This is a genomic window from Streptomyces sp. NPDC001415 (genome assembly GCF_053597395.1).
Genome location: NZ_JBSFIE010000011.1, coordinates 224,109 through 241,735, shown reverse-complemented (window position 1 = coordinate 241,735; position 17,627 = coordinate 224,109). Strand labels below are relative to the sequence as shown.

General features: G+C 69.5%; 19 protein-coding genes. 12 read left to right on the top strand and 7 right to left on the bottom strand.

From position 1 onward, the window contains the following. Positions 1 to 132: 132 nt before the first annotated feature. The 3 genes from ACWC2B_RS18035 to ACWC2B_RS18025 are packed head-to-tail and all read left to right on the top strand — an operon-like array spanning position 133 to position 1,519. Positions 133 to 969: a helix-turn-helix domain-containing protein gene (locus tag ACWC2B_RS18035; protein ID WP_450717544.1), complete on the top strand. Its 837-nt coding sequence runs from the start codon at positions 133 to 135 to the stop codon at positions 967 to 969. Continuing rightward, complete coding sequence (locus ACWC2B_RS18030) at positions 966 to 1,166, top strand: DUF397 domain-containing protein (protein ID WP_450717542.1); 201 nt, start codon at positions 966 to 968, stop codon at positions 1,164 to 1,166. Before ACWC2B_RS18035 ends, ACWC2B_RS18030 begins: the two co-directional genes overlap by 4 nt. Before the next feature lie 44 nt (positions 1,167 to 1,210). Continuing rightward, entirely contained in the window at positions 1,211 to 1,519 is a 309-nt protein-coding gene (locus tag ACWC2B_RS18025; protein ID WP_450717540.1) for a DUF397 domain-containing protein, read from the top strand. Positions 1,520 to 1,619: 100 nt separating this feature from the next. On the opposite strand, the gene ACWC2B_RS18020 is transcribed toward ACWC2B_RS18025, so the two are convergent. Beyond that, a complete protein-coding gene (locus ACWC2B_RS18020) occupies positions 1,620 to 1,808 on the bottom strand; it encodes a hypothetical protein (RefSeq protein ID WP_450717538.1) in 189 nt (62 codons plus the stop codon). Positions 1,809 to 2,024: 216 nt separating this feature from the next. Here ACWC2B_RS18020 and ACWC2B_RS18015 point away from each other — a divergent pair, with 216 nt between their 5' ends. The 3 genes from ACWC2B_RS18015 (at position 2,025) to pflA (ending at position 7,036) form a co-directional block, all read left to right on the top strand. After that, positions 2,025 to 3,497 carry a NarK family nitrate/nitrite MFS transporter gene (locus ACWC2B_RS18015; protein WP_450717536.1) on the top strand — a complete coding sequence of 491 codons (1,473 nt, stop codon included), beginning with the start codon at positions 2,025 to 2,027 and terminating at the stop codon, positions 3,495 to 3,497. Positions 3,498 to 3,869: 372 nt separating this feature from the next. Further along, the gene (pflB, locus tag ACWC2B_RS18010) at positions 3,870 to 6,161 is read left to right on the top strand and encodes a formate C-acetyltransferase (protein ID WP_450717534.1); all 2,292 of its coding nucleotides are present in this window, start codon (positions 3,870 to 3,872) and stop codon (positions 6,159 to 6,161) included. A 56-nt stretch (positions 6,162 to 6,217) separates the two neighbouring features. Further along, complete coding sequence (gene pflA / locus ACWC2B_RS18005; RefSeq protein ID WP_450717592.1) at positions 6,218 to 7,036, top strand: pyruvate formate-lyase-activating protein; 819 nt, start codon at positions 6,218 to 6,220, stop codon at positions 7,034 to 7,036. 167 nt (positions 7,037 to 7,203) lie between these two features. Here pflA and ACWC2B_RS18000 read toward each other — a convergent pair whose 3' ends face one another. Both ACWC2B_RS18000 and ACWC2B_RS17995 read right to left on the bottom strand, forming a co-directional pair. Beyond that, positions 7,204 to 7,959, bottom strand: a complete 756-nt coding sequence (locus tag ACWC2B_RS18000; RefSeq protein WP_450717532.1) for a helix-turn-helix transcriptional regulator — start codon at positions 7,957 to 7,959, stop codon at positions 7,204 to 7,206. A gap of 16 nt (positions 7,960 to 7,975) precedes the next feature. Beyond that, positions 7,976 to 8,908, bottom strand: coding sequence for an alpha/beta hydrolase (locus ACWC2B_RS17995; protein WP_450717530.1), 933 nt, complete (start codon positions 8,906 to 8,908; stop codon positions 7,976 to 7,978). Positions 8,909 to 9,286: 378 nt separating this feature from the next. On the opposite strand from ACWC2B_RS17995, the gene ACWC2B_RS17990 reads away from it, so the two are divergent. From ACWC2B_RS17990 to ACWC2B_RS17965, 6 genes are all read left to right on the top strand, one after another. After that, complete coding sequence (locus ACWC2B_RS17990) at positions 9,287 to 10,342, top strand: MFS transporter (protein WP_450717590.1); 1,056 nt, start codon at positions 9,287 to 9,289, stop codon at positions 10,340 to 10,342. Then, a complete protein-coding gene (locus ACWC2B_RS17985; RefSeq protein WP_450717528.1) occupies positions 10,339 to 12,639 on the top strand; it encodes a molybdopterin oxidoreductase family protein in 2,301 nt (766 codons plus the stop codon). Before ACWC2B_RS17990 ends, ACWC2B_RS17985 begins: the two co-directional genes overlap by 4 nt. Before the next feature lie 8 nt (positions 12,640 to 12,647). Next, entirely contained in the window at positions 12,648 to 13,307 is a 660-nt protein-coding gene (locus ACWC2B_RS17980; protein WP_450717526.1) for a 4Fe-4S dicluster domain-containing protein, read from the top strand. Further along, complete coding sequence (locus ACWC2B_RS17975) at positions 13,304 to 13,957, top strand: Rieske (2Fe-2S) protein (protein ID WP_450717524.1); 654 nt, start codon at positions 13,304 to 13,306, stop codon at positions 13,955 to 13,957. Before ACWC2B_RS17980 ends, ACWC2B_RS17975 begins: the two co-directional genes overlap by 4 nt. Then, positions 13,954 to 14,379 (top strand): hypothetical protein, encoded by a 426-nt coding sequence (locus ACWC2B_RS17970; protein WP_450717522.1) that lies wholly within the window; start codon positions 13,954 to 13,956, stop codon positions 14,377 to 14,379. Before ACWC2B_RS17975 ends, ACWC2B_RS17970 begins: the two co-directional genes overlap by 4 nt. Before the next feature lie 150 nt (positions 14,380 to 14,529). Then, positions 14,530 to 14,733, top strand: a complete 204-nt coding sequence (locus ACWC2B_RS17965; protein ID WP_450717520.1) for a hypothetical protein — start codon at positions 14,530 to 14,532, stop codon at positions 14,731 to 14,733. Between the two features lie 184 nt (positions 14,734 to 14,917). Here the strand turns inward: ACWC2B_RS17965 and mscL are convergent, their stop codons facing one another. The 4 genes from mscL to ACWC2B_RS17945 form a co-directional block, all read right to left on the bottom strand. After that, entirely contained in the window at positions 14,918 to 15,370 is a 453-nt protein-coding gene (mscL, locus tag ACWC2B_RS17960) for a large conductance mechanosensitive channel protein MscL (RefSeq protein ID WP_450717518.1), read from the bottom strand. A gap of 123 nt (positions 15,371 to 15,493) precedes the next feature. Beyond that, on the bottom strand, positions 15,494 to 16,057 hold the full coding sequence (locus tag ACWC2B_RS17955) for an RcpC/CpaB family pilus assembly protein (RefSeq protein ID WP_450717516.1): 564 nt from the start codon (positions 16,055 to 16,057) through the stop codon (positions 15,494 to 15,496). Between the two features lie 298 nt (positions 16,058 to 16,355). After that, on the bottom strand, positions 16,356 to 17,189 hold the full coding sequence (locus tag ACWC2B_RS17950; RefSeq protein WP_450717514.1) for an S-methyl-5'-thioadenosine phosphorylase: 834 nt from the start codon (positions 17,187 to 17,189) through the stop codon (positions 16,356 to 16,358). Between the two features lie 77 nt (positions 17,190 to 17,266). Next, on the bottom strand, positions 17,267 to 17,572 hold the full coding sequence (locus ACWC2B_RS17945; RefSeq protein ID WP_450717512.1) for an FmdB family zinc ribbon protein: 306 nt from the start codon (positions 17,570 to 17,572) through the stop codon (positions 17,267 to 17,269). Between the last annotated feature and the right edge of the window lie 55 nt (positions 17,573 to 17,627).

Here is a 17,627-nt window from a genome sequence, read left to right as displayed (position 1 = left end):
GGCTCCGAGTGGGTACCTGAGGCATGATTCGCTCCTCTCTGTAGCCGAATCACTACCGGGAGAGTTCAGCGTGGGGCACACTTGGGCAGCATTCAACCTGGCGGTTTGGAACGAAGGGTTGGTGAACTGCCTTTGAATCGCAAGGAGTTGACCCCAGACGCGTCTCCTCAGGCGGCGTACGGTGCGCGCCTACGCAGCTTGCGAGAAGCGCGCGGCTGGACCCAGGACGACCTGGCCGAGCGCACGGACTATTCCAGCGTGCACATCTCGGCAGTTGAAACAGGTCGCAAGCCTCCAACTCTCCGCTTCTCGCGCAGCTTGGACAGGGCACTCGGCACAGGGGGCACAGCCGACGCGTTCGAGCTGGAATACCGCGATATCAAGCAAGGCAGTCTGCTTGAGGGGTTCCCGCAGTACGTAGAGCACGAGGGCCGGGCGATGGAGATCCGGCTGTACCAAATCGGTATCGTGCCCGGACTTCTTCAGACTGCGGAGTACACGCGGGTGCTGGCAGACAGCGCCGTGCGGCGGGGCTCCATCACACCCGAACAGGCCGATGAGCGCGTGTCGTTCCTCGCGGGGCGGCAAGCAGCGCTGGTGCGCCCACGCCCGCCGTCGGTGCTGGTGGTGATGGACGAGAGCTGCATCCGCAGGCCGATCGGCGGCCCCGAGATCATGGACGCCCAGCTCGACCGGCTCGTGGAGTTCGCCGCACTGCCGAACACCGTGCTTCAGATCGCCCCGTTTGAGATGGGGGAGCGCCGCCCGTTCAACCTCCCGGTGAACCTGCTGACGCTGGCGGATCTGTCCGTGATCGCGTACGCCGAATCCCAGATGCGAGGCCACTTGGAGCGCGAAACGGCAGCGGTACTTCCTCTGTTGGCGGCCTACCATCAACTACAGGCCGAAGCGCTGCCTCAGGCGGCATCGGTGGACCTGATCAACGAGGCACGAAAGGGCTCCCCGTGACCACGACCGACTCGCTCCGCTGGTTCAAGTCTTCGTACAGCGACAATGGCGGCGATTGCATCGAGGTCGCCACCAACCTCGTCGACTCGCGTGGCGTGGCCGTCCGGGACAGCAAGAACCCCAACGGCCCCTCGCTCATACTCACCGAGGCCGCGTTCACCGGCCTTGTGGAGTTCGCCAAGCGCGCCGACGCGTAGCGGCATCCGTAGCCGTGATCGGACAGGTACGAAAGGGGCATCCTGTGACCGCGACCGATTCCCTCCGCTGGTTCAAGTCTTCGTACAGCGACAACGGTGGCAACTGCATCGAGGTGTGCGGCTGGATCAAGTCTTCGTACAGCAACAACGGCGGCGACTGCATCGAGGTGTGTGGCTGGTCCAAGGCCAGTTACAGCAACAACGGTGGCCAGTGCATCGAGGTCGCCACCAACTTCGCCGATTCGCACGACGTGGCTGTCCGAGACAGCAAGAATCCCGGCGGCCCCGTACTCGTACTCACGGCAACTGCATTCGCCGGCCTCGTGGAGTTCGCCAAGCGCGCCGACGCGTAGCGGCCCGTACGAATTCAGCCCCTCCGGCGCTTGAGGAGCGGGGTCCGGGAGGGGCGCCCCCGGGAATCGACCTCAGCCCATCCTCACCCCGGAGGGTTGCCTAGGCGCGGCGGGCTTCGGGGCCGGGCGCCTTCGGCTCTGCGCCGAGCTCGAAGCCCGGATGGTCCGCCACGTCGGCGCCCACCAGGGTGAATGGCAGGACGTCCTCGCTGGCCCCGCCGCCCTCGACGGCCTGGAGCCCGGCCGTACCCGCCCCCGCTTCCCGGCGACAGCGAGGCCGCCCGTTCAAGTCCCGTACGGGAGAAGTGTGGGGACAGCGCTCCCAGCTCCCACCGGCTTGCAGGGGACGCACCCTTCCCGCAGACGGCCCTCGGGGCGGGCCGTACGGCGGTTCCCTCGGGGACCTACGGCCGCCCGCACTCATGGCATTCGCCTCTCACTCCCACCCAGGCCGCAGGCGCACCGTGGGTATGTCAGGACTCGTCTCAACCCCCTGGGAAGCACCATGAGTTCCGCGCTCCAGCCGTCCCCCCGGCCAACCGCCGACCCCGGCGCCACAGCCACGTGCGACGACGCCACGGTCATGTGCGACGACGCCACAGCCGCGTACGACCCGGAGAACTACCGGCCCGGCCGCACCATCACCACGTGGGAGCCGGAGAACGAGGTCTTCTGGCGCTCGGTCGGGCGGAAGGTCGCCCAGCGGAACCTGTGGATCGCCGTTCCCGCCCTGCTCGTCGCCTTCGTGGTGTGGCAGGTGTGGTCGGTCACCGCGACGAACCTCAAGGACGTCGGCTTCTCCTTCTCCACCTCGCAACTGTTCTGGCTCACGGCCATCCCGGGCCTGACCGGCGGCACAGCCCGCATCCTCTACACCTTCCTCGGCCCGATGATCGGCCAGCGCCGCTTCACCGCGCTGTCGACGGTCGTACTGATCGTGCCGCTGATCTGGCTCGGCATCGCCATCCAGGACACCTCGACCCCGTACGGCGTCATGGTGATCATCGCCGCGCTGTGCGGCATCGGCGGTGCCAACTTCGCCTCCTCGCTCGCCAACATCGGCTTCTTCTTCCCGAAGAAGGAGAAGGGCAACGCCACCGGCATCAACGGCGGGCTCGGCAACCTGGGCGTCTCCGTCGTCCAGCTCCTGACGCCCATTGTCATCACCTTCTCGACCATCGCGATCGGCACCGCCCAGCACAAGAAGGACGGCACCCCGGTCTACCTGCAGAACGCCGCGTTCCTGTGGGTCCCGGTGCTCGTCGTCCTCGCGCTGATCGCCTGGTTCGGCCAGAACGATCTCAAGGTCGCCTCCACCCCGTTCAGCCGCCAGAAGGTCATCTTCAAGCGCAAGCACAACTGGCTGATGACCTGGCTGTACGTCGGCACCTTCGGCTCCTTCATCGGCTTCGCCGCCGCCCTGCCGCTGCTGATCAAGACGACCTTCCCCGCGTACTCGGTCGCCACCTATGCCTGGATGGGCCCGGCGCTCGGCGCACTGGCTCGCTGGGCGGGTGGCTGGATCGCCGACAAGCTCGGCGGCGCGAAGGTCACCATCATCTCGTTCGTCGGCATGGCCCTCGCGATCGTCGGGGTCATCAACTTCCTTCCTGCGGGCGGCGATTCGGGCAATTTCTACGGCTTCTTCGGCTGCTTCCTGGCCGCGTTCCTCTTCTCCGGAATCGGCAACGGCTCGACCTTCCGGCAGATCCCGGTGATCTTCCGCAACCAGCACCTGAAGGGGCTGACCGAGGGCACCTCCGAGTACGCCAAGGCACTCAAGCAGGCCGAGATGGAGGCGGGCGCCGTCACCGGTTTCACCTCCGCGATCGCCGCGTACGGCTTCTTCTTCATCCCGGCGATGTTCGCCAACTTCGCGGTGACCAGCGCGATGTGGGGCTTCGTGGCCTTCTACGTCAGTTGCATCGTGGTGGCGTGGTGGTTCTACGCGCGGAAGAGCGCGGAGGCGCCGAGCTAGGGCGTCGTATCTCCTTCGGCTCGTTCTGCATCGAACCCGGCTGGTTCTGCGCCGAAAGGGCCCGCGCATGCCGCGCGGGCCTTTTCCGATGCTGCTGGTACCGAACGGTGCCGCGATTTCCGAAATTCTTGTGAATGCATTCACAAGAAAACTAAGGGCTAAAGTCCTGAGAGAATGTGCAGGTCAGGGGTGAGTTTCAAGGAGAGAGGGATGGGGGGAGTGGGGCCTTCGGCCCGGATCTGGTGACCTCTGCCGCCCCTTTTGATCGATCAAAAGGAGTGAAATGGAAAGCGGTCAAAGAGCTCCGGCTCAACGGATGAAGCTCGAACGGCTCAAGTGCGACGTCAACGGTGATTCGGAAGGGTGCCTGCCATGACTGCGACTCCTGCAGAGGCAACGAAGAACGGCGGAGCCAGGGACGGTGTCGGCGGAGCCTGGGACGGCTTCAAGGGCGGACTCTGGCGCGACGCCATCGACGTCCGCGACTTCGTCCAGCAGAACTACACGCCCTACGAGGGCGACGCCGACTTCCTCACCGGCCCCACCCAGCGCACCACCACCGTATGGAACAAGCTCCTGGCGATGTTCCCCCAGGAGATCGAGCAGGGCATCCACGACGTGGACGTGAAGACCCCCTCCCGCATCGACGCCTTCAAGCCCGGCTACATCGACGGCACCCCCGCCGACCACAGCGACCTCATCGTCGGCCTCCAGACCGACGCCCCCCTCAAGCGCGCCATCATGCCCAACGGCGGCTGGCGCATGGTCGAAGGCGCCCTCAACGCCTACGGCCACGAAGCCGACCCCGACGTGCGCGACGTCTACACCCACCTCCGCAAGACCCACAACGAGGGCGTCTTCGACGCGTACACCCCCGAAATCCGCGCCTGCCGCTCCTCCGGCATCATCACCGGCCTGCCCGACGCCTACGGACGCGGCCGCATCATCGGCGACTACCGCCGCGTCGCCCTCTACGGCGTCGACCGCCTCATCGCCGCCAAGGAAGCCGACAAGGCCCGCCTTAGCGAGGACTGGGCCACCGAGACCGTCATCCGCGACCGCGAGGAAGTCTCCGAGCAGATCAAGGCGTTGAAGGAACTCAAGGCCATGGCGACGTCGTACGGCTACGACATCTCCGGCCCCGCCACCACCGGCCGCGAAGCCGTCCAGTGGCTGTACTTCGCCTACCTCGCCGCCGTGAAGGAGCAGAACGGCGCCGCCATGTCGATCGGCCGCATCGACAACTTCCTCGACATCTACCTCCAGCGCGACATCGAAGCCGGCCTCATCACCGAGGAGCGGGCCCAGGAATTCATCGACGACTTCGTCATCAAGCTCCGCATCGTCCGCTTCCTGCGCACCCCCGAATACAACGAGCTGTACTCCGGCGACCCCACCTGGGTCACCTGGTCCATGGCCGGCATCGGCGAGGACGGCCGCCCCCTCGTCTCCCGTACGACCTTCCGCGCCCTGCAGACCCTCTACAACCTCGGCCCCGCCCCCGAGCCCAACCTCACCGTCTTCTGGGACCGCCAACTCCCGGCCGGATTCCGGGAGTTCGCGTCCAGGGTCGCCATCGACACCTCGGCCATCCAGTTCGAGTCCGACGCGCTGATGCGCCCCAAGTACGGCGACGACACCGCCATCGCCTGCTGCGTCTCCGCCATGGCCGTCGGCAAGCAGGTGCAGTTCTTCGGCGCGCGGGTCAACGTCGCGAAGGCCCTGCTGTACGCGATCAACGGCGGCCGCGACGAGAAGACCGGCAAGCTGGTCGTCGAGGGCTTCGCGCCCATCGAGGGCGAGTACCTCGACTACGAGAGCGTCGCAGCCCAGTACGACGCGATGCTGGACTGGCTGGCCAAGACGTACGTCCACGCACTCAACGTCATCCACTACATGCACGACAAGTACGCCTACGAGCGCATCGAGATGGCACTCCACGACCAGCACATCCTGCGCACCATGGCCTGCGGTATCGCAGGTCTGTCCGTGGCAGCCGACTCCCTCTCGGCGATCAAGCACGCCAAGGTCAAGGCCGTCCGCGACGAGACCGGACTCGCCGTCGACTACGAGATCGAGGGCGACTACCCCGCCTACGGCAACAACGACGACCGCGCGGATGCCCTGGCCACCCGGATCGTGCACGACTTCATGGAGAAGGTGCGCAAGCACCCCACCTACCGCGACGCCGTCCACACCCAGTCCGTACTGACCATCACCTCCAACGTCGTGTACGGCAAGAAGACCGGCAACACCCCCGACGGCCGCCGCGCCGGCACCCCCTTCGCGCCCGGCGCCAACCCCATGAACGGCCGCGACCAGCACGGCTACATCGCCTCCGCCCTCTCCGTCGCCAAGCTGCCCTACGACGACGCCGAGGACGGCATCTCGCTGACCAACACCATTACGCCGGACGCCCTGGGCCGCACCCCGCAGGAGCGCATCGACAATCTCTCCGGCGTCCTCGACGGCTTCATGGCCGGCAACGGCTTCCACATGAACGTCAACGTCCTCGACAAGGCCACCCTGGAAGACGCCATGCGCCACCCGGAGAACTACCCCCAACTCACCATCCGGGTCTCCGGCTACGCGGTGAACTTCGTCCGCCTCACCCGAGAGCAGCAGCTGGACGTCATCAACCGGACGTTCCACGGGGCGCTTTGAGGTCTCCACTGCCCCGCCCTCTGACGAATCTCAGGAAGGTTCCTGCCGTGGCCGTTCTGCTCCGCCCCGAGTTCCCCGTCGGGCGGCCGGCGCGGGCCGGCGGTGACGACGCCAGTACGCCCGCAGGGGCGGCCACCCGGCGGCCCATCGTCGGCTCGGTGCACTCCTGGGACCTGTCGACCGGCGTCGACGGCCCGGGCACGCGCTTCGTCGCCTTCCTCTCGGGCTGCCCGCTGACCTGCCTGTACTGCCACAACCCGGACACCTGGCGGATGCGCAACGGCAAGCGCACCACCGCGGACGACATGGTCGCCGAGGCCGCGAAGTACACGACGTTCATCCGCGCGGCCGGCGGCGGGGCCACCGTGAGCGGCGGCGAGCCGCTGCTCCAGCCCGTCTTCACCGGCGAGCTGCTGCACCGCTACAAACACGAGCTGGGTCTGCACACCGCCCTGGACACCTCCGGTTTCCTCGGCAGCCGGGCCACCGACGCGCTGCTGCGCGACGTGGACCTGGTGCTGCTCGACATCAAGTCCTGGGACCGCGAGACGTACAAGAAGGCCACGGGCCGGCCGCTGCAGCCGACGCTGGACTTCGCGCATCGGCTCGCGGACCTCGGCAAGGAGGTCCATGTCCGCTTCGTTCTGGTCCCGGGACTGACCGACGAACCCGCCAACATCGAGGGCGTCGCCTCCTTCGCCGCCTCCCTCGGCAACGTGTCCCGCGTCGACGTCCTCCCCTTCCACAAGCTGGGCGAGGGCAAGTGGCAGGCCCTCGGCATGAACTTCACCCTCCACGACACCCCGTCACCCACCGCCGAGCAGGTGGCGACGGCCCGGGAGACCTTCGCCGCGCACGGGCTGTATGCGGTCTGAAGCGGGCGGGGCGGGCGGGGCGGCGGGGAGTGCGTGGCTTGTCGCGGCGGGTGTGGCGGGTGTGGCGTGCCTGGCGGTCGCGGCGTACGTGGCATGTGTGGGGTGCGTGGCGTGCGTGGTGTCGAGGATCGTCAGGACGGACCGCCCGGCGGGGCCGCCGGGGCCACTCACCGCCGCCCTTTTCCCGGCTGCGGGCCCGGGCGTGAGGGTGTGAGCGAAGCCAGCGCGGTGGGTTGCACCGCACCGGCGGCGGTCGAGCCGTGCAGGAGTTCAGCCAGGTCATGGGGCTGAGCCCGCTCACCGGTTGGGGCTGCCGCTGTGATCCGGTCCAGCCGGAAACCGCGGCCGGCCCGTCGCGTGCGGCACCAGGCGATGAGGTACCACCGGCCGTCGGTGGTGAGCAGCCCGGCCGGCTCCACCACGCGGTCGATTTCGCGTCCCGTCGCGTCGATGTAGGACAGCCGTAGGACCGTGTTCGCGGTGAGGGCTTGCTCCACGGCGGCGCGGACCCGGACCGTGGGGTTGGCCGGTGCGGGCAGCGTGACGATCCGTGCGGCGAGTTCCTGTGCCGCCGCCGAGGCGGGACCGGTCATCGAGGCCGCGATCTTCTGGGCCGCTGTGCGGGCCGCACCGGCGTACGGGGCGCAGGCGTCGGCCGCGGCGAGCGCCACGGCCAGGGCCGAGGCTTCATCGGCGGTGAACTGGATCGGGGGCAGGGTCATCTCCCGGTCGATCGACCAGCCCCCGCCCCGCCCGGGCGAGGTGCGCACGGGAACCCCGGCCTCCATCAGCGCCTGGAGGTCCCGCTGCACCGTGCGCGTACTCACCTCGAATCGCGCGGCGAGCACCGCGACGGCAAGCGGCCGCGGCGCCGCCGCGCGCAACTCTTCCACCAGCGCATAGAGGCGAGCAGTGCGGTTCACGCCGGCGACGCTACCGTCACGCCGTGGCGAGGAAGTCCCGCTCACGCCCCAGTTCCCGCTCGGTGATGGTCAGGGGGAACAGCGTGAAGCCGTGCATGGCGCCCGCGACGACGCCGAGTTGCACCGGCGCACCTGCCGCCTGCCACCGCCCGGCGAGGAACAGCGAGTCGTCAAGGAGCGGATCCTCGGTGCCGACGACGATCCGGGCGGGCGGCAGCCCGGCCAGGTCGGCGAACAGGGGCGAGACCTCCGGATCGCGGCGCTGTTCCGCCCCCATCGCCGGTGTGAACAACTCGTAACTCCGCGGCAGGGTCTCGGAGTTGCTCAGCAGCCGCTTGGATCCGAACAATCGCTGGCTCGGTGTCATGGACAGGTCGTAGGAGCCGAAGAGCAGGTGAGCCGCGCGGAACGCGCCAGTGATGCCGTGCCGATCGCGAAGACGCAGCAGGGTTACGACGCTCAGGTGGGCGCCGGCCGATTCGCCGCCGATCAACAGCCGTCGGGTACCGAACTCGGCCGCGGCGTGGTCCACCAGCCACCGGGCATCGGTTTCGCAGTCGTCGGGGCCGGCGGGGAACGGGTGTTCCGGTGCGAGGCGGTACTCCACGCTGACCACGGCCAGCCGCGCCTGCTCGGCAAGTCGCCACAGTCGCTCGTCCTGCCCGTCCGCAGAGCCGAACGCCCAGCCCCCTCCGTGTATGTGCAGGTACACGCCGTCGACGCGGTCCGGCACGAACGCCCGGACTTTCACCCCGCCCGCGATGACGCGGTCCTGGCCCTGCGGCAGCCTCACCGGCGGCGTGTCACCACCGAGCCGGTTACGCCTCAGGGTGGCCAGCAGGGCTGCGTCCGGCATCTCTTCGCGAGCCGGGCGGCTCGCGGCAGCGGCGGCGAAACGCCCGTTGAACTTCAAGGTCTCGGCGAGACAGTCCTCGTCTGTGATCGTCATGCCGTCGACCGTCGCAGCCGTCCGCGACAACGTCCTGTCACCCTTTCCTGGTGAGCCGCGTCACAGGTAAGGGGGCGGCTGGCCTGGACCCTCGCTGGGTGCGCGAGGTCGTGCCCACTTGGTCGACGGTGATGGCGAGGACTTCTTCATCGAGATGGGGCCCCCACCCCCCGCCCCCCCACCCCCGCCCCCCCGCATCGCCCTCCGCACACTCACCCCGTTGATCGCTAAAACAGGTAGTTAGTGCGGGAATGTCCCTACGGTGACAAGGTGACCGAGCCACCCGCACCCCCCGCCGCGCCCTCGGACGCCTCCTCCGGTGCCTCCTCCTCGGACGCCTCCTCCTCGGGCGCGCCACAGACACCGGTACCGCCGCCGGTGTCGGCTGTCGCCCCCGCGCCGCCCGCCCCGCGTTCCGTGGCGTTGCGCGCGACGCTGGCCGGTACGGCCGTCTCCGTGCTGCTCATCCTGGCCATCGTGTTCGGCAGCCGGCTGCTCCAGGACTTCGACTCCGCGCTCCTTCCGTACGCGGTCGCCACCGTGTTCCTGGCTTTCGGTGTCGCCTACCGCTACAGCGTGTGGATCTCCTCTCCCGGCGCCCGCCGCCTGTTCAAGCAGGGCTGGCGGAGCCTGTTCTCGGCGGCCAACTTCCGCAGGGCGCCCACCGCCCTGCCGAAGATGATCGCCACCTATCTCGGCTTCCAGAAGTTCCTCGGCGCCCGTTCGCACGCCCGCTGGGCCGCCCATCAGCTGATCTTCTGGGGCTGCATCCTGGCGGCCGCGATCACGTTCCCGCTGACCTGGGGGTGGTTCACGTTCACCTCCGGGTCCGGCTCGGGCCCCGGGTACGAGATGCGGATCTGGGGGTTCAAGGTCCTCGGCTTCGACTCGCTGAGCGTCGTCGGCTGGCTGATGTTCCACGGCCTGGACATCGCCGCCGTGCTGGTGATCCCCGGCGCCTCGTACTTCCTGTGGCGGCGGATGAAGGACCGCGGCGCCATCACCGGCCAGCGTTTCGCCTACGACCTCGTCCCGCTGATCGCGCTGATCGTCATCTCCGTGACGGGGCTCCTCCTCACCTTCTCGTCGATCTTCCTGCACGGCGGCGGCTACCAGTTCCTGGCCGTCCTGCACATGGTCTCGGTCGTCTTCACCCTGATCTACATCCCGTTCGGGAAGTTCTTTCACATCGTGCAGCGGCCGGCCGCGGTCGGCATGCAGCTCTTCAAGTACACGGCGCGCCAGGACGAGCAGGTCTTCCCGTGCAAGCGCTGCGGCGAGCCGATCGACACCGCCCCGTACGTCGAGAACCTGCGGGGCACCATGCGCGATCTGAAGCTCGACTTCGACGCTTGGGCCGCGTACTGCCCGCGCTGCAAGCGGGTGCTGCGCGGCACCGCCTACCTCAGCCACGTCAAGAAGGGCTTCAAGTGAGCAGCCGGCCCCTTCCGCTCGACCCTTCGATCGCCCCGCCCGGCACCCGCAACTTCCGCGACGCGGGCGGCATCCCGGCCGACCAGTGGCACGCCGACCAGAACGGCGAGACCCTCGTGCCCACCCACTGCTGCTTCTGCGGGGTGCAATGCGGCATGTATCTGCGGGTCGACCGGGCGGGGAAGGTGTTCGGCGTCGAGCCCCGCAACCACGACATCAACCGGATGCGGCTCTGCCCCAAGGGAATCAACGCCTACCAGCAGGTCAACCACCCCGACCGGCTGACCTCCCCGCTGATGCGCCGCTCCCGCGACGAACCGTTCCGCGAAGCTTCCTGGGAGGAGGCGCTCGACTTCACGGTCGCCGAGATCCGCCGCATCCAGGCCGCCCACGGCAATGACGCGTTCGGGCTGCTCGGCGGGGCGAGCCTGTTCTCCGAGAAGACGTACCTGGTCGGCAAGTTCGGCCGGGTCGCCCTCAAGACGCGGCACGTCGACTACAACGGCCGGCTGTGCATGGTCTCCGCCGCCGGCGCCAACAAGCTCGCCTTCGGCATCGACCGGGCGGGCAACCCGTTCTCCGACATCCTGCTCACTGACTGCCTGCTGATCGCCGGGTCCAATGTGGGGGAGTGCTTCCCCGTCATGACCCAGTACCTGTGGGGCGCCCGGGACCGCGGTGCCAGCCTGATCGTGATCGACCCGCGCGAGACGGCCATCGCGCGCACCGCCGACATCCACGTCGCGCTGCGGCCCGGCACCGACGCGGCCTTCTTCAACGCGGTACTGAACGTCGTCATCCAGGAGGACCTGCTCGACAAGGAGTTCCTCGCCGAGCACACCACCGGCTGGGACGAGGTGTGCGCCTCCGTCGCTTCCGTCACGCCCGATGTGGCCGCCGAGATCTGCGGGGTTCCCGCCTCCCAGGTCGTCCAGGTCGCCCGGGCCTTCGCGGGCGCCGACCGGGCGATGGCCTGGCACGCGCGGGGCATCGAGCACCATTCGCAGGGCGTCGAGAACTGCCTGACCGTCATCAACCTCTGCACGGCCACCGGCAACCTCGGCAAGCCCGGCGCCGGTTACGGCACCATCACCGGCCAGGGCAACGGCCAGGGCGGACGCGAGCACGGCCAGAAGGCCGACCTGCTGCCCGGCGGGCGCTCCATCTCGAATCCGGAGCACCGGCAGCAGATCTGCGAGATCTGGGGCATCGACGAGTCCGAACTGCCGCCCGCGGGCACCTCGATGATGGAAATGGTCTGGCAGATGCAGCGCGAGGAGATCCGCGGCCTGATCGGCATCTGCAACAACCCGTTCGTCTCCCTGCCCAACTACGGGACGGTGAAAGCGGGTTACGACGCTCTGGAATTCCACGCTCAATTCGATTTCTTCCTTTCCGAGACCGCGGCCAACGCGCATGTCGTCTTCCCCGTCACCACCTGGGCCGAGGACGAGGGCGTGATGGCCAACGCCGAGGCCAGGGTGGTCAAGCACAACAAGGCGCAGGAGCCGCCCGGCGGTGTGCGCACCGACACCTGGGTGATGTGCCAGCTGGCCCAACGCCTGGGCGTGGGCGACAAGTTCGCCTACCCGGGCTCCCGCGAGGTGTTCGAGGAGCTGCGGATCGCGTCGGCCGGCACGGTCAACGACTACTTCGGCATCACCTACGAGCGCCTGGAGGAGACCGGCGGTATCGCCTGGCCCTGCCCCTCCACCGACCACCCGGGCACGCCCCGCCTTTTCGAGGGCGGCCGGACCTCGCACCCGGACGGCAAGATCCACATGCAGGTCGTCGAGTGGCATCCGCCGATGGACCCGTACGACGAAGAGCATCCGATGTCGCTGACCACGGGCCGGACCGTGGCGCACTTCCTGTCCGGCAACCAGACCCGCCGGCTCGGCGCGCTCGTCGAGCAGACCCCGCGACCCTGGGTGGAGGTCCACCCGTCGCACGGCTTCCGCAACGGCGACCCGGTCCGGGTGGTGACCCGGCGCGGCAGCGAGGTCTTCCCCGCGCTGGTCACCGAGGCCATCCGGCCCGACACGGTGTTCATCCCGTACCACTGGCCGGTCCCGACGGCCGCCAACGCGCTCACCATCGATGCCCTCGACCCCCGTTCCAAGATCCCCGAGTACAAGGTGTGCGCCTGCCGTATCGAGGCCGCCGAGCGGATCGACGAGGTGCCGGCGCCGCCCACCGCCCCGGGCCACGAGGCGTACCCGGCGACCCAGGTCTCGCGCACCGACCCCCTGCCGCCCACGTCCCCGCAGGGCCGTGGCACCGCGGAGAGGAGCTGACGCCCGCCATGATGGGCAGAACGATCTTCATCGACCCGGGGCGCTGCATCGGCTGCCAGGCCTGTGTGTCCGCCTGCCGCGAGTGCGACTCGCACCGCGGCAAGTCCATGATCCATCTCGACTATCCCGACGAGGGCCATTCCGTCGCCTCCCTTCCGACCGTCTGTATGCACTGCGAGGACCCGGTCGCCCCGTGCGCCGAGGTCTGTCCCGCCGACGCGATCCTGGTGACCGCGGACGGAGTGGTGCAGCAGGCCGACACCACCCGCTGCATCGGCTGCGCGAACTGCGTGAACGCCTGCCCCTTCGGCGTACCGAAGATCGACCTCCAGGCGAAGCTGCAGATGAAGTGCAACCTCTGCTACGACCGCACCGCCTACGGCCTCGCCCCCATGTGCGCCACGGTCTGCCCGACCGGTGCGCTGTTCTACGGGACCGTCGAGGAACTCCGCGCGGAGCGCCCCGGCGTCCAGGTCGCCGACTCCTTCACGTTCGGCGATGTCGTCGTCTCCACCGGCGTGGCCATGGTGGTGCCCGCCGACAAGGTCCAGTGGCCGGTGCCCGGCGGCCTGCCGATCGTCGAGGTGAATGGAAAAGCCGTGAACGAAGCGAACTCCGGCAAGGGCGGCGGCGGGCGACAGGGGGACGGGAAAGGTGTCACCCGATGAGCGTCACCGAGCAGCCTCCCGCCGGCCCCGACCCCGGCACGGATCCCGCCCAGGCCGCCCTCCACGACCGCATCGCCGCCGACTCCCTCACCACTCGCCGTGACTACCTCCGCATCGTCGCCACCGTCTCGGGCGGCCTCGCCGTCGGCGGTGTGGCCGTTGCCGGGGGAGTGCTGCACCGGCACGGCGACAACGACGCCCCGCCCGACGCCAAGCGCGTCGCGGCCGTGCTCCCCCCTGGCGAGTCCGTCGCCTTCCGCTTCCCCGGCGAGGACGATCGTGCGGTCGCCGTCCGCCTCACCGACGGCACCCTCGTCGGCTACTCCGCCGTCTGTACGCATCTGGCCTGCGGGGTGCTGTGGCGCGAGGACCGCGGCACCGAGGGCGAGCTGTACTGCCCTTGCCACGAAGGGGTCTTCGACGCCCGCACCGGCGAGGTCACCGCCGGACCGCCGCCGCGCCCGCTGCCCAAGGTGCTCCTCGTCGAGGAGGCCGACGGCAGCGTCTGGGCGGTGGCCACGGCGCGCTCCGGCGAGAGCGTCAAGGACGCCATGTGCCGCCAGTTCGCCGACAGCCGGCCCGGCATGGCGGCCCGCATGGGCTGCCCCGGCGCCAACGCGAAGCCGGCCGAGAGGAGCGAGCGGACATGAGCACCGAAGGCAACGCGGCCCCCGGCCGGACCCCCGCTGGCGGGCCCGGCCCGCGCGAGGGCGTCGCGGTCCCCCCGCCGCCCGTGTACACCCCCGGCTCCGCACAGCCCCGGCTCAACCGGCCGGTCCACGAGCGCTACCCGCAGATCCGCGCGACCAGCGGGTACGGAGACCCCCGGATCCGGCACACCGGGCCCGGCCCGGGCGCCGGCAGCGAGCAGGAACCGGAGCGTTCCTCGAAGCTGACGGCTCGCCTCACCCTGGCGATCACGGTGGTCATCGGCCAGCTGTGGGGCCTGGCCGTGGTGGTCAATGAGTGGATGCGGGGCAACACCGGCACCGCCTGGTGGGGCGCGGGATTCCTCTGCCTGTCGTTCCTGGTGGTCCTCGGCCTCTGGCTGCTCGACCCGAAGGACCGCTGAGTGAACCGCTCATTGGAGGCCGCCGAATCGAAGCCAGGCCGGTCGAAGGGCTGTCTTCCGGGCCGCGTACGGCATCGTCCGCAGGGCCGGCGCCCCAAGGCCCGCCGACCGGCCCACGTGCGGCGCCCCCGTCCGCCGTACCCTTGACGTATGAGCACCGCCCCCGCCCCCGGACCGCGCGACCGGAAATCAGCGCCCAAGGAGCAGTCCAAGCCGACGCTGGTCTTCGACGATCCGCTGGACCAGCAATCTGCGGACGACACGGACCGCGGGTGGGGCGAGCGGCCCGCCTCCGCGGGCAGCGCCGCCGACTTGGCGCGCTTCCTCGACGAGAAGCCGCCCCACCACATCTGAGTCGTACGAGCTCGATCCGTCTGAGCGGTACGGGCTCGCCACATGTCAGCGGCACGAGCTCGATACACCTGAGCCGTACGCGCTCCGCACATCCCAGCCGTACGCGCTCCGCACATCCCAGCCGTACGCGCTCCGCACATCCCAGCCGTACGCGCTCGGCAGATCCCAGCCGTACGGGATCGGTCTACGAAGCGGGGCCGGAGCCGCGCTGGGCGACCAGGGCGTCGCGGATCTCCTTCAGCACCTCCAGCTCGCTGATCTCCATCGTCTCGCGCATGCCTTCCTCGGCCCTGTCCTGCCGGGCTCGTCGGGCCAGGAACTTGGCCATCGGCAGCACCATCAGGAAGTACACAACGGCGGCGGTGATGAGGAAGCTCAGCAGGGCGCTGAGCACTCCGCCCCAGGCGATCTGGATGCCCGAGTCGGCGGTGCAGGGGCCTTTCAGGCAGGAGCTGTAGCCCTCCAGGTCCTTGGTGCCGAACGCGCCGACCAGCGGGTTGATCACGCCCTTCACGACCGAGTTCACCACGTTGGTGAACGCGGCGCCGATCACCACGGCGACCGCCAGGTCGATCACGTTCCCGCGCACCAGGAAGGCCTTGAAGCCGGCCAGCACGCTTGTCTTCTCCTCGCTCACCAATGAGCCTTTCTTCGCATGTGCAGGGGGCAGTGCAAACTCCTGCGCCACCTTGGACAGGGCAGACCCAAGCTGTCCAATCCATGCACGCGAATTGGCGACTTGACCGTTCGCCCGTGCGAATCAACACAGCGTCACCGCAAGCCGGGACGTCGTACCCGCGCCGACCAGCGCCTTGGCGGCCTCGCGCGGCACGGCGAGGACAACGAGCGCTCCGGCTTCCGCCGAGGCGCCACGCGTGCCCGGAACTTCCTTGACCCTGGCGTCCGTTGCCACCACGCGGGCCTGATCGCCGCTTGCCGAGGGCGAGTTGGGGGACGCGATCACATCGACCCGGTCGCCGGGCTTCAGGAGCCGTACGGTCTCCGCGTCCGCGATCCGTACCGGCGCCGACACCAGCGTGACCGGCCGCGCCGGGCCTCGCTCGCGGGGCGCGGGGGCCGCGGGCGGGTGCGTACGCTCAGCCGCCTGCGGGCTGGAGACGGCGAGGGCGGCGGCCGTGACGGCGAGCCCCGCGGCCATGGCGCGCCGTCGCCTGCGCATCGCGCGCCGCAGCCCGTGCTTTCCGCCGCGCACCCGCAGCGGCGGGAAGAACGGCACCCCGCCGGGCTCGGGCGCGGGCACGGGAGGCAGGAAGGGGAGCGGGCGGGGAGCGGGTGAGGCGGATGACGTGGTGCCTGCGGACATGGTGATCACTGCCGATCGTGAGGAGCCTGTGGTGCTCGGACGCTCTTCACGATCCCCTGCTCCGCGGGATTTCGCCGGAGCCTGTGGACCGTCGGCCACTTGTGGACAACTCGCTCACCCGGAAGGGGAGTTCAAGGCCCGCGGCCCGCTCGGCCCACAGCCCGCTCGGGCCGGGGCCCGCTCAGGCCCGCGGCCCGCTCAGGAGGCCCTGCTCGGAAACCGGCCCCGCTGACGAACCGGCCCCGCCCCCCTGCTCGCCCGGCGCCGGAAAGCGCCCAGCGCCGGGCCCGCGCCACGCTTACGGCAGCTCGATGCCCAGGTCCCAGCCGTCGTGCGCGTGCATGCACAGGCAGTCGCGGTCCTCGGTCGCGGGAAGGGCCGCGACCGCGTCGAAGAGCACCTCGCGCAGGCGCGCCACGTTCTCGCCGAACACCCGCAGGACCTCGGCGTGCGAGACGCCCTCGCCGGTCTCGGCGCCCGCGTCCAGGTCGGTCACCAGGGACAACGAGGTGTAGCAGAGCTCCAGTTCGCGGGCGAGGTAGGCCTCGGGGTGCCCGGTCATGCCGACCACCGACCAGCCCATCGACGCGTGCCACTTCGATTCGGCGCGGGTGGAGAAGCGGGGGCCCTCGACGACGACCATGGTGCCGCCGTCCACGGCCTGCCAGCCGCGCCCGTCGGCCGCGCCCAGGGCCGCCTTGCGGCCGCTCGGGCAGTACGGGTCGGCGAACGTGGTGTGCACGACGTTGGGGATCGTGCCGTCGGGCAGCGGCAGCCCGTCGAAGAAGGTCTGGACGCGCGCCTTCGTACGGTCCACCAGCTGGTCCGGTACAAGGAGCGTGCCCGGCCCGTACTCCTCGCGCAGGCCGCCCACCGCGCACGGCCCGAGCACCTGGCGCACCCCGACCGACCGCAGTGCCCACAGGTTGGCGCGGTAGTTGATGCGGTGCGGGGGCAGGTGGTGGCCGCGGCCGTGGCGGGGCAGGAACGCCACCCGTCGGCCGGCGATCTCGCCGAGGAAGAGCGAGTCGCTGGGGGAGCCGTAGGGAGTGTCCACCTGGACCTCGGTGACGTCCTCCAGGAACGAGTAGAACCCCGAGCCGCCGATGACGCCGATCTCTGCGTTAACCATGCCGGTCACACTAACCGTGGGCACAAACGACGGAACCCCCGCCGTAGTACGGGCGGGGGTTCTGTACGGAAGCCGGGTCAGGCGGCCGTGCCGGAGCTCGACGCGGCCGAGCGGGAGCTCGACGTCGACGCGGCCGGCTTGGAGTCCGAGCTCGACGAGGTCTTCGACGCCGACGAGGACGACGCGGGCGAGCTGCTCGACGACGCGCCGCGGCTGTCGTTGCGGTAGAAGCCGGAGCCCTTAAAGACGATGCCGACCGCCGAGAACACCTTCTTCAGGCGTCCGTCGCAGTTCGGGCATACGGTCAGGGCGTCATCGGTGAACTTCTGCACCGCCTCAAGGCCCTCGCCGCACTCGGTGCACTGGTACTGGTAGGTCGGCACTGTGTCTTCCTCCTGGCACTCTCACTCATTGAGTGCTAACGACGGTCCATACTGA

Bases quoted from the DNA above. Each gene is read 5' to 3' on its own strand.
- ACWC2B_RS17975 (WP_450717524.1), top strand. From the start codon at position 13,304: ATGAGCGTCACCGAGCAGCCTCCCGCCGGCCCCGACCCCGGCACGGAT.
- ACWC2B_RS17970 (WP_450717522.1), top strand. From the start codon at position 13,954: ATGAGCACCGAAGGCAACGCGGCCCCCGGCCGGACCCCCGCTGGCGGG.
- ACWC2B_RS18015 (WP_450717536.1), top strand. From the start codon at position 2,025: ATGAGTTCCGCGCTCCAGCCGTCCCCCCGGCCAACCGCCGACCCCGGC.
- ACWC2B_RS17955 (WP_450717516.1), bottom strand. From the start codon at position 16,057: ATGTCCGCAGGCACCACGTCATCCGCCTCACCCGCTCCCCGCCCGCTC.
- ACWC2B_RS17965 (WP_450717520.1), top strand. From the start codon at position 14,530: ATGAGCACCGCCCCCGCCCCCGGACCGCGCGACCGGAAATCAGCGCCC.
- ACWC2B_RS17980 (WP_450717526.1), top strand. From the start codon at position 12,648: ATGATGGGCAGAACGATCTTCATCGACCCGGGGCGCTGCATCGGCTGC.
- ACWC2B_RS17950 (WP_450717514.1), bottom strand. From the start codon at position 17,189: ATGGTTAACGCAGAGATCGGCGTCATCGGCGGCTCGGGGTTCTACTCG.
- pflB (WP_450717534.1), top strand. From the start codon at position 3,870: ATGACTGCGACTCCTGCAGAGGCAACGAAGAACGGCGGAGCCAGGGAC.
- ACWC2B_RS17995 (WP_450717530.1), bottom strand. From the start codon at position 8,908: ATGACGATCACAGACGAGGACTGTCTCGCCGAGACCTTGAAGTTCAAC.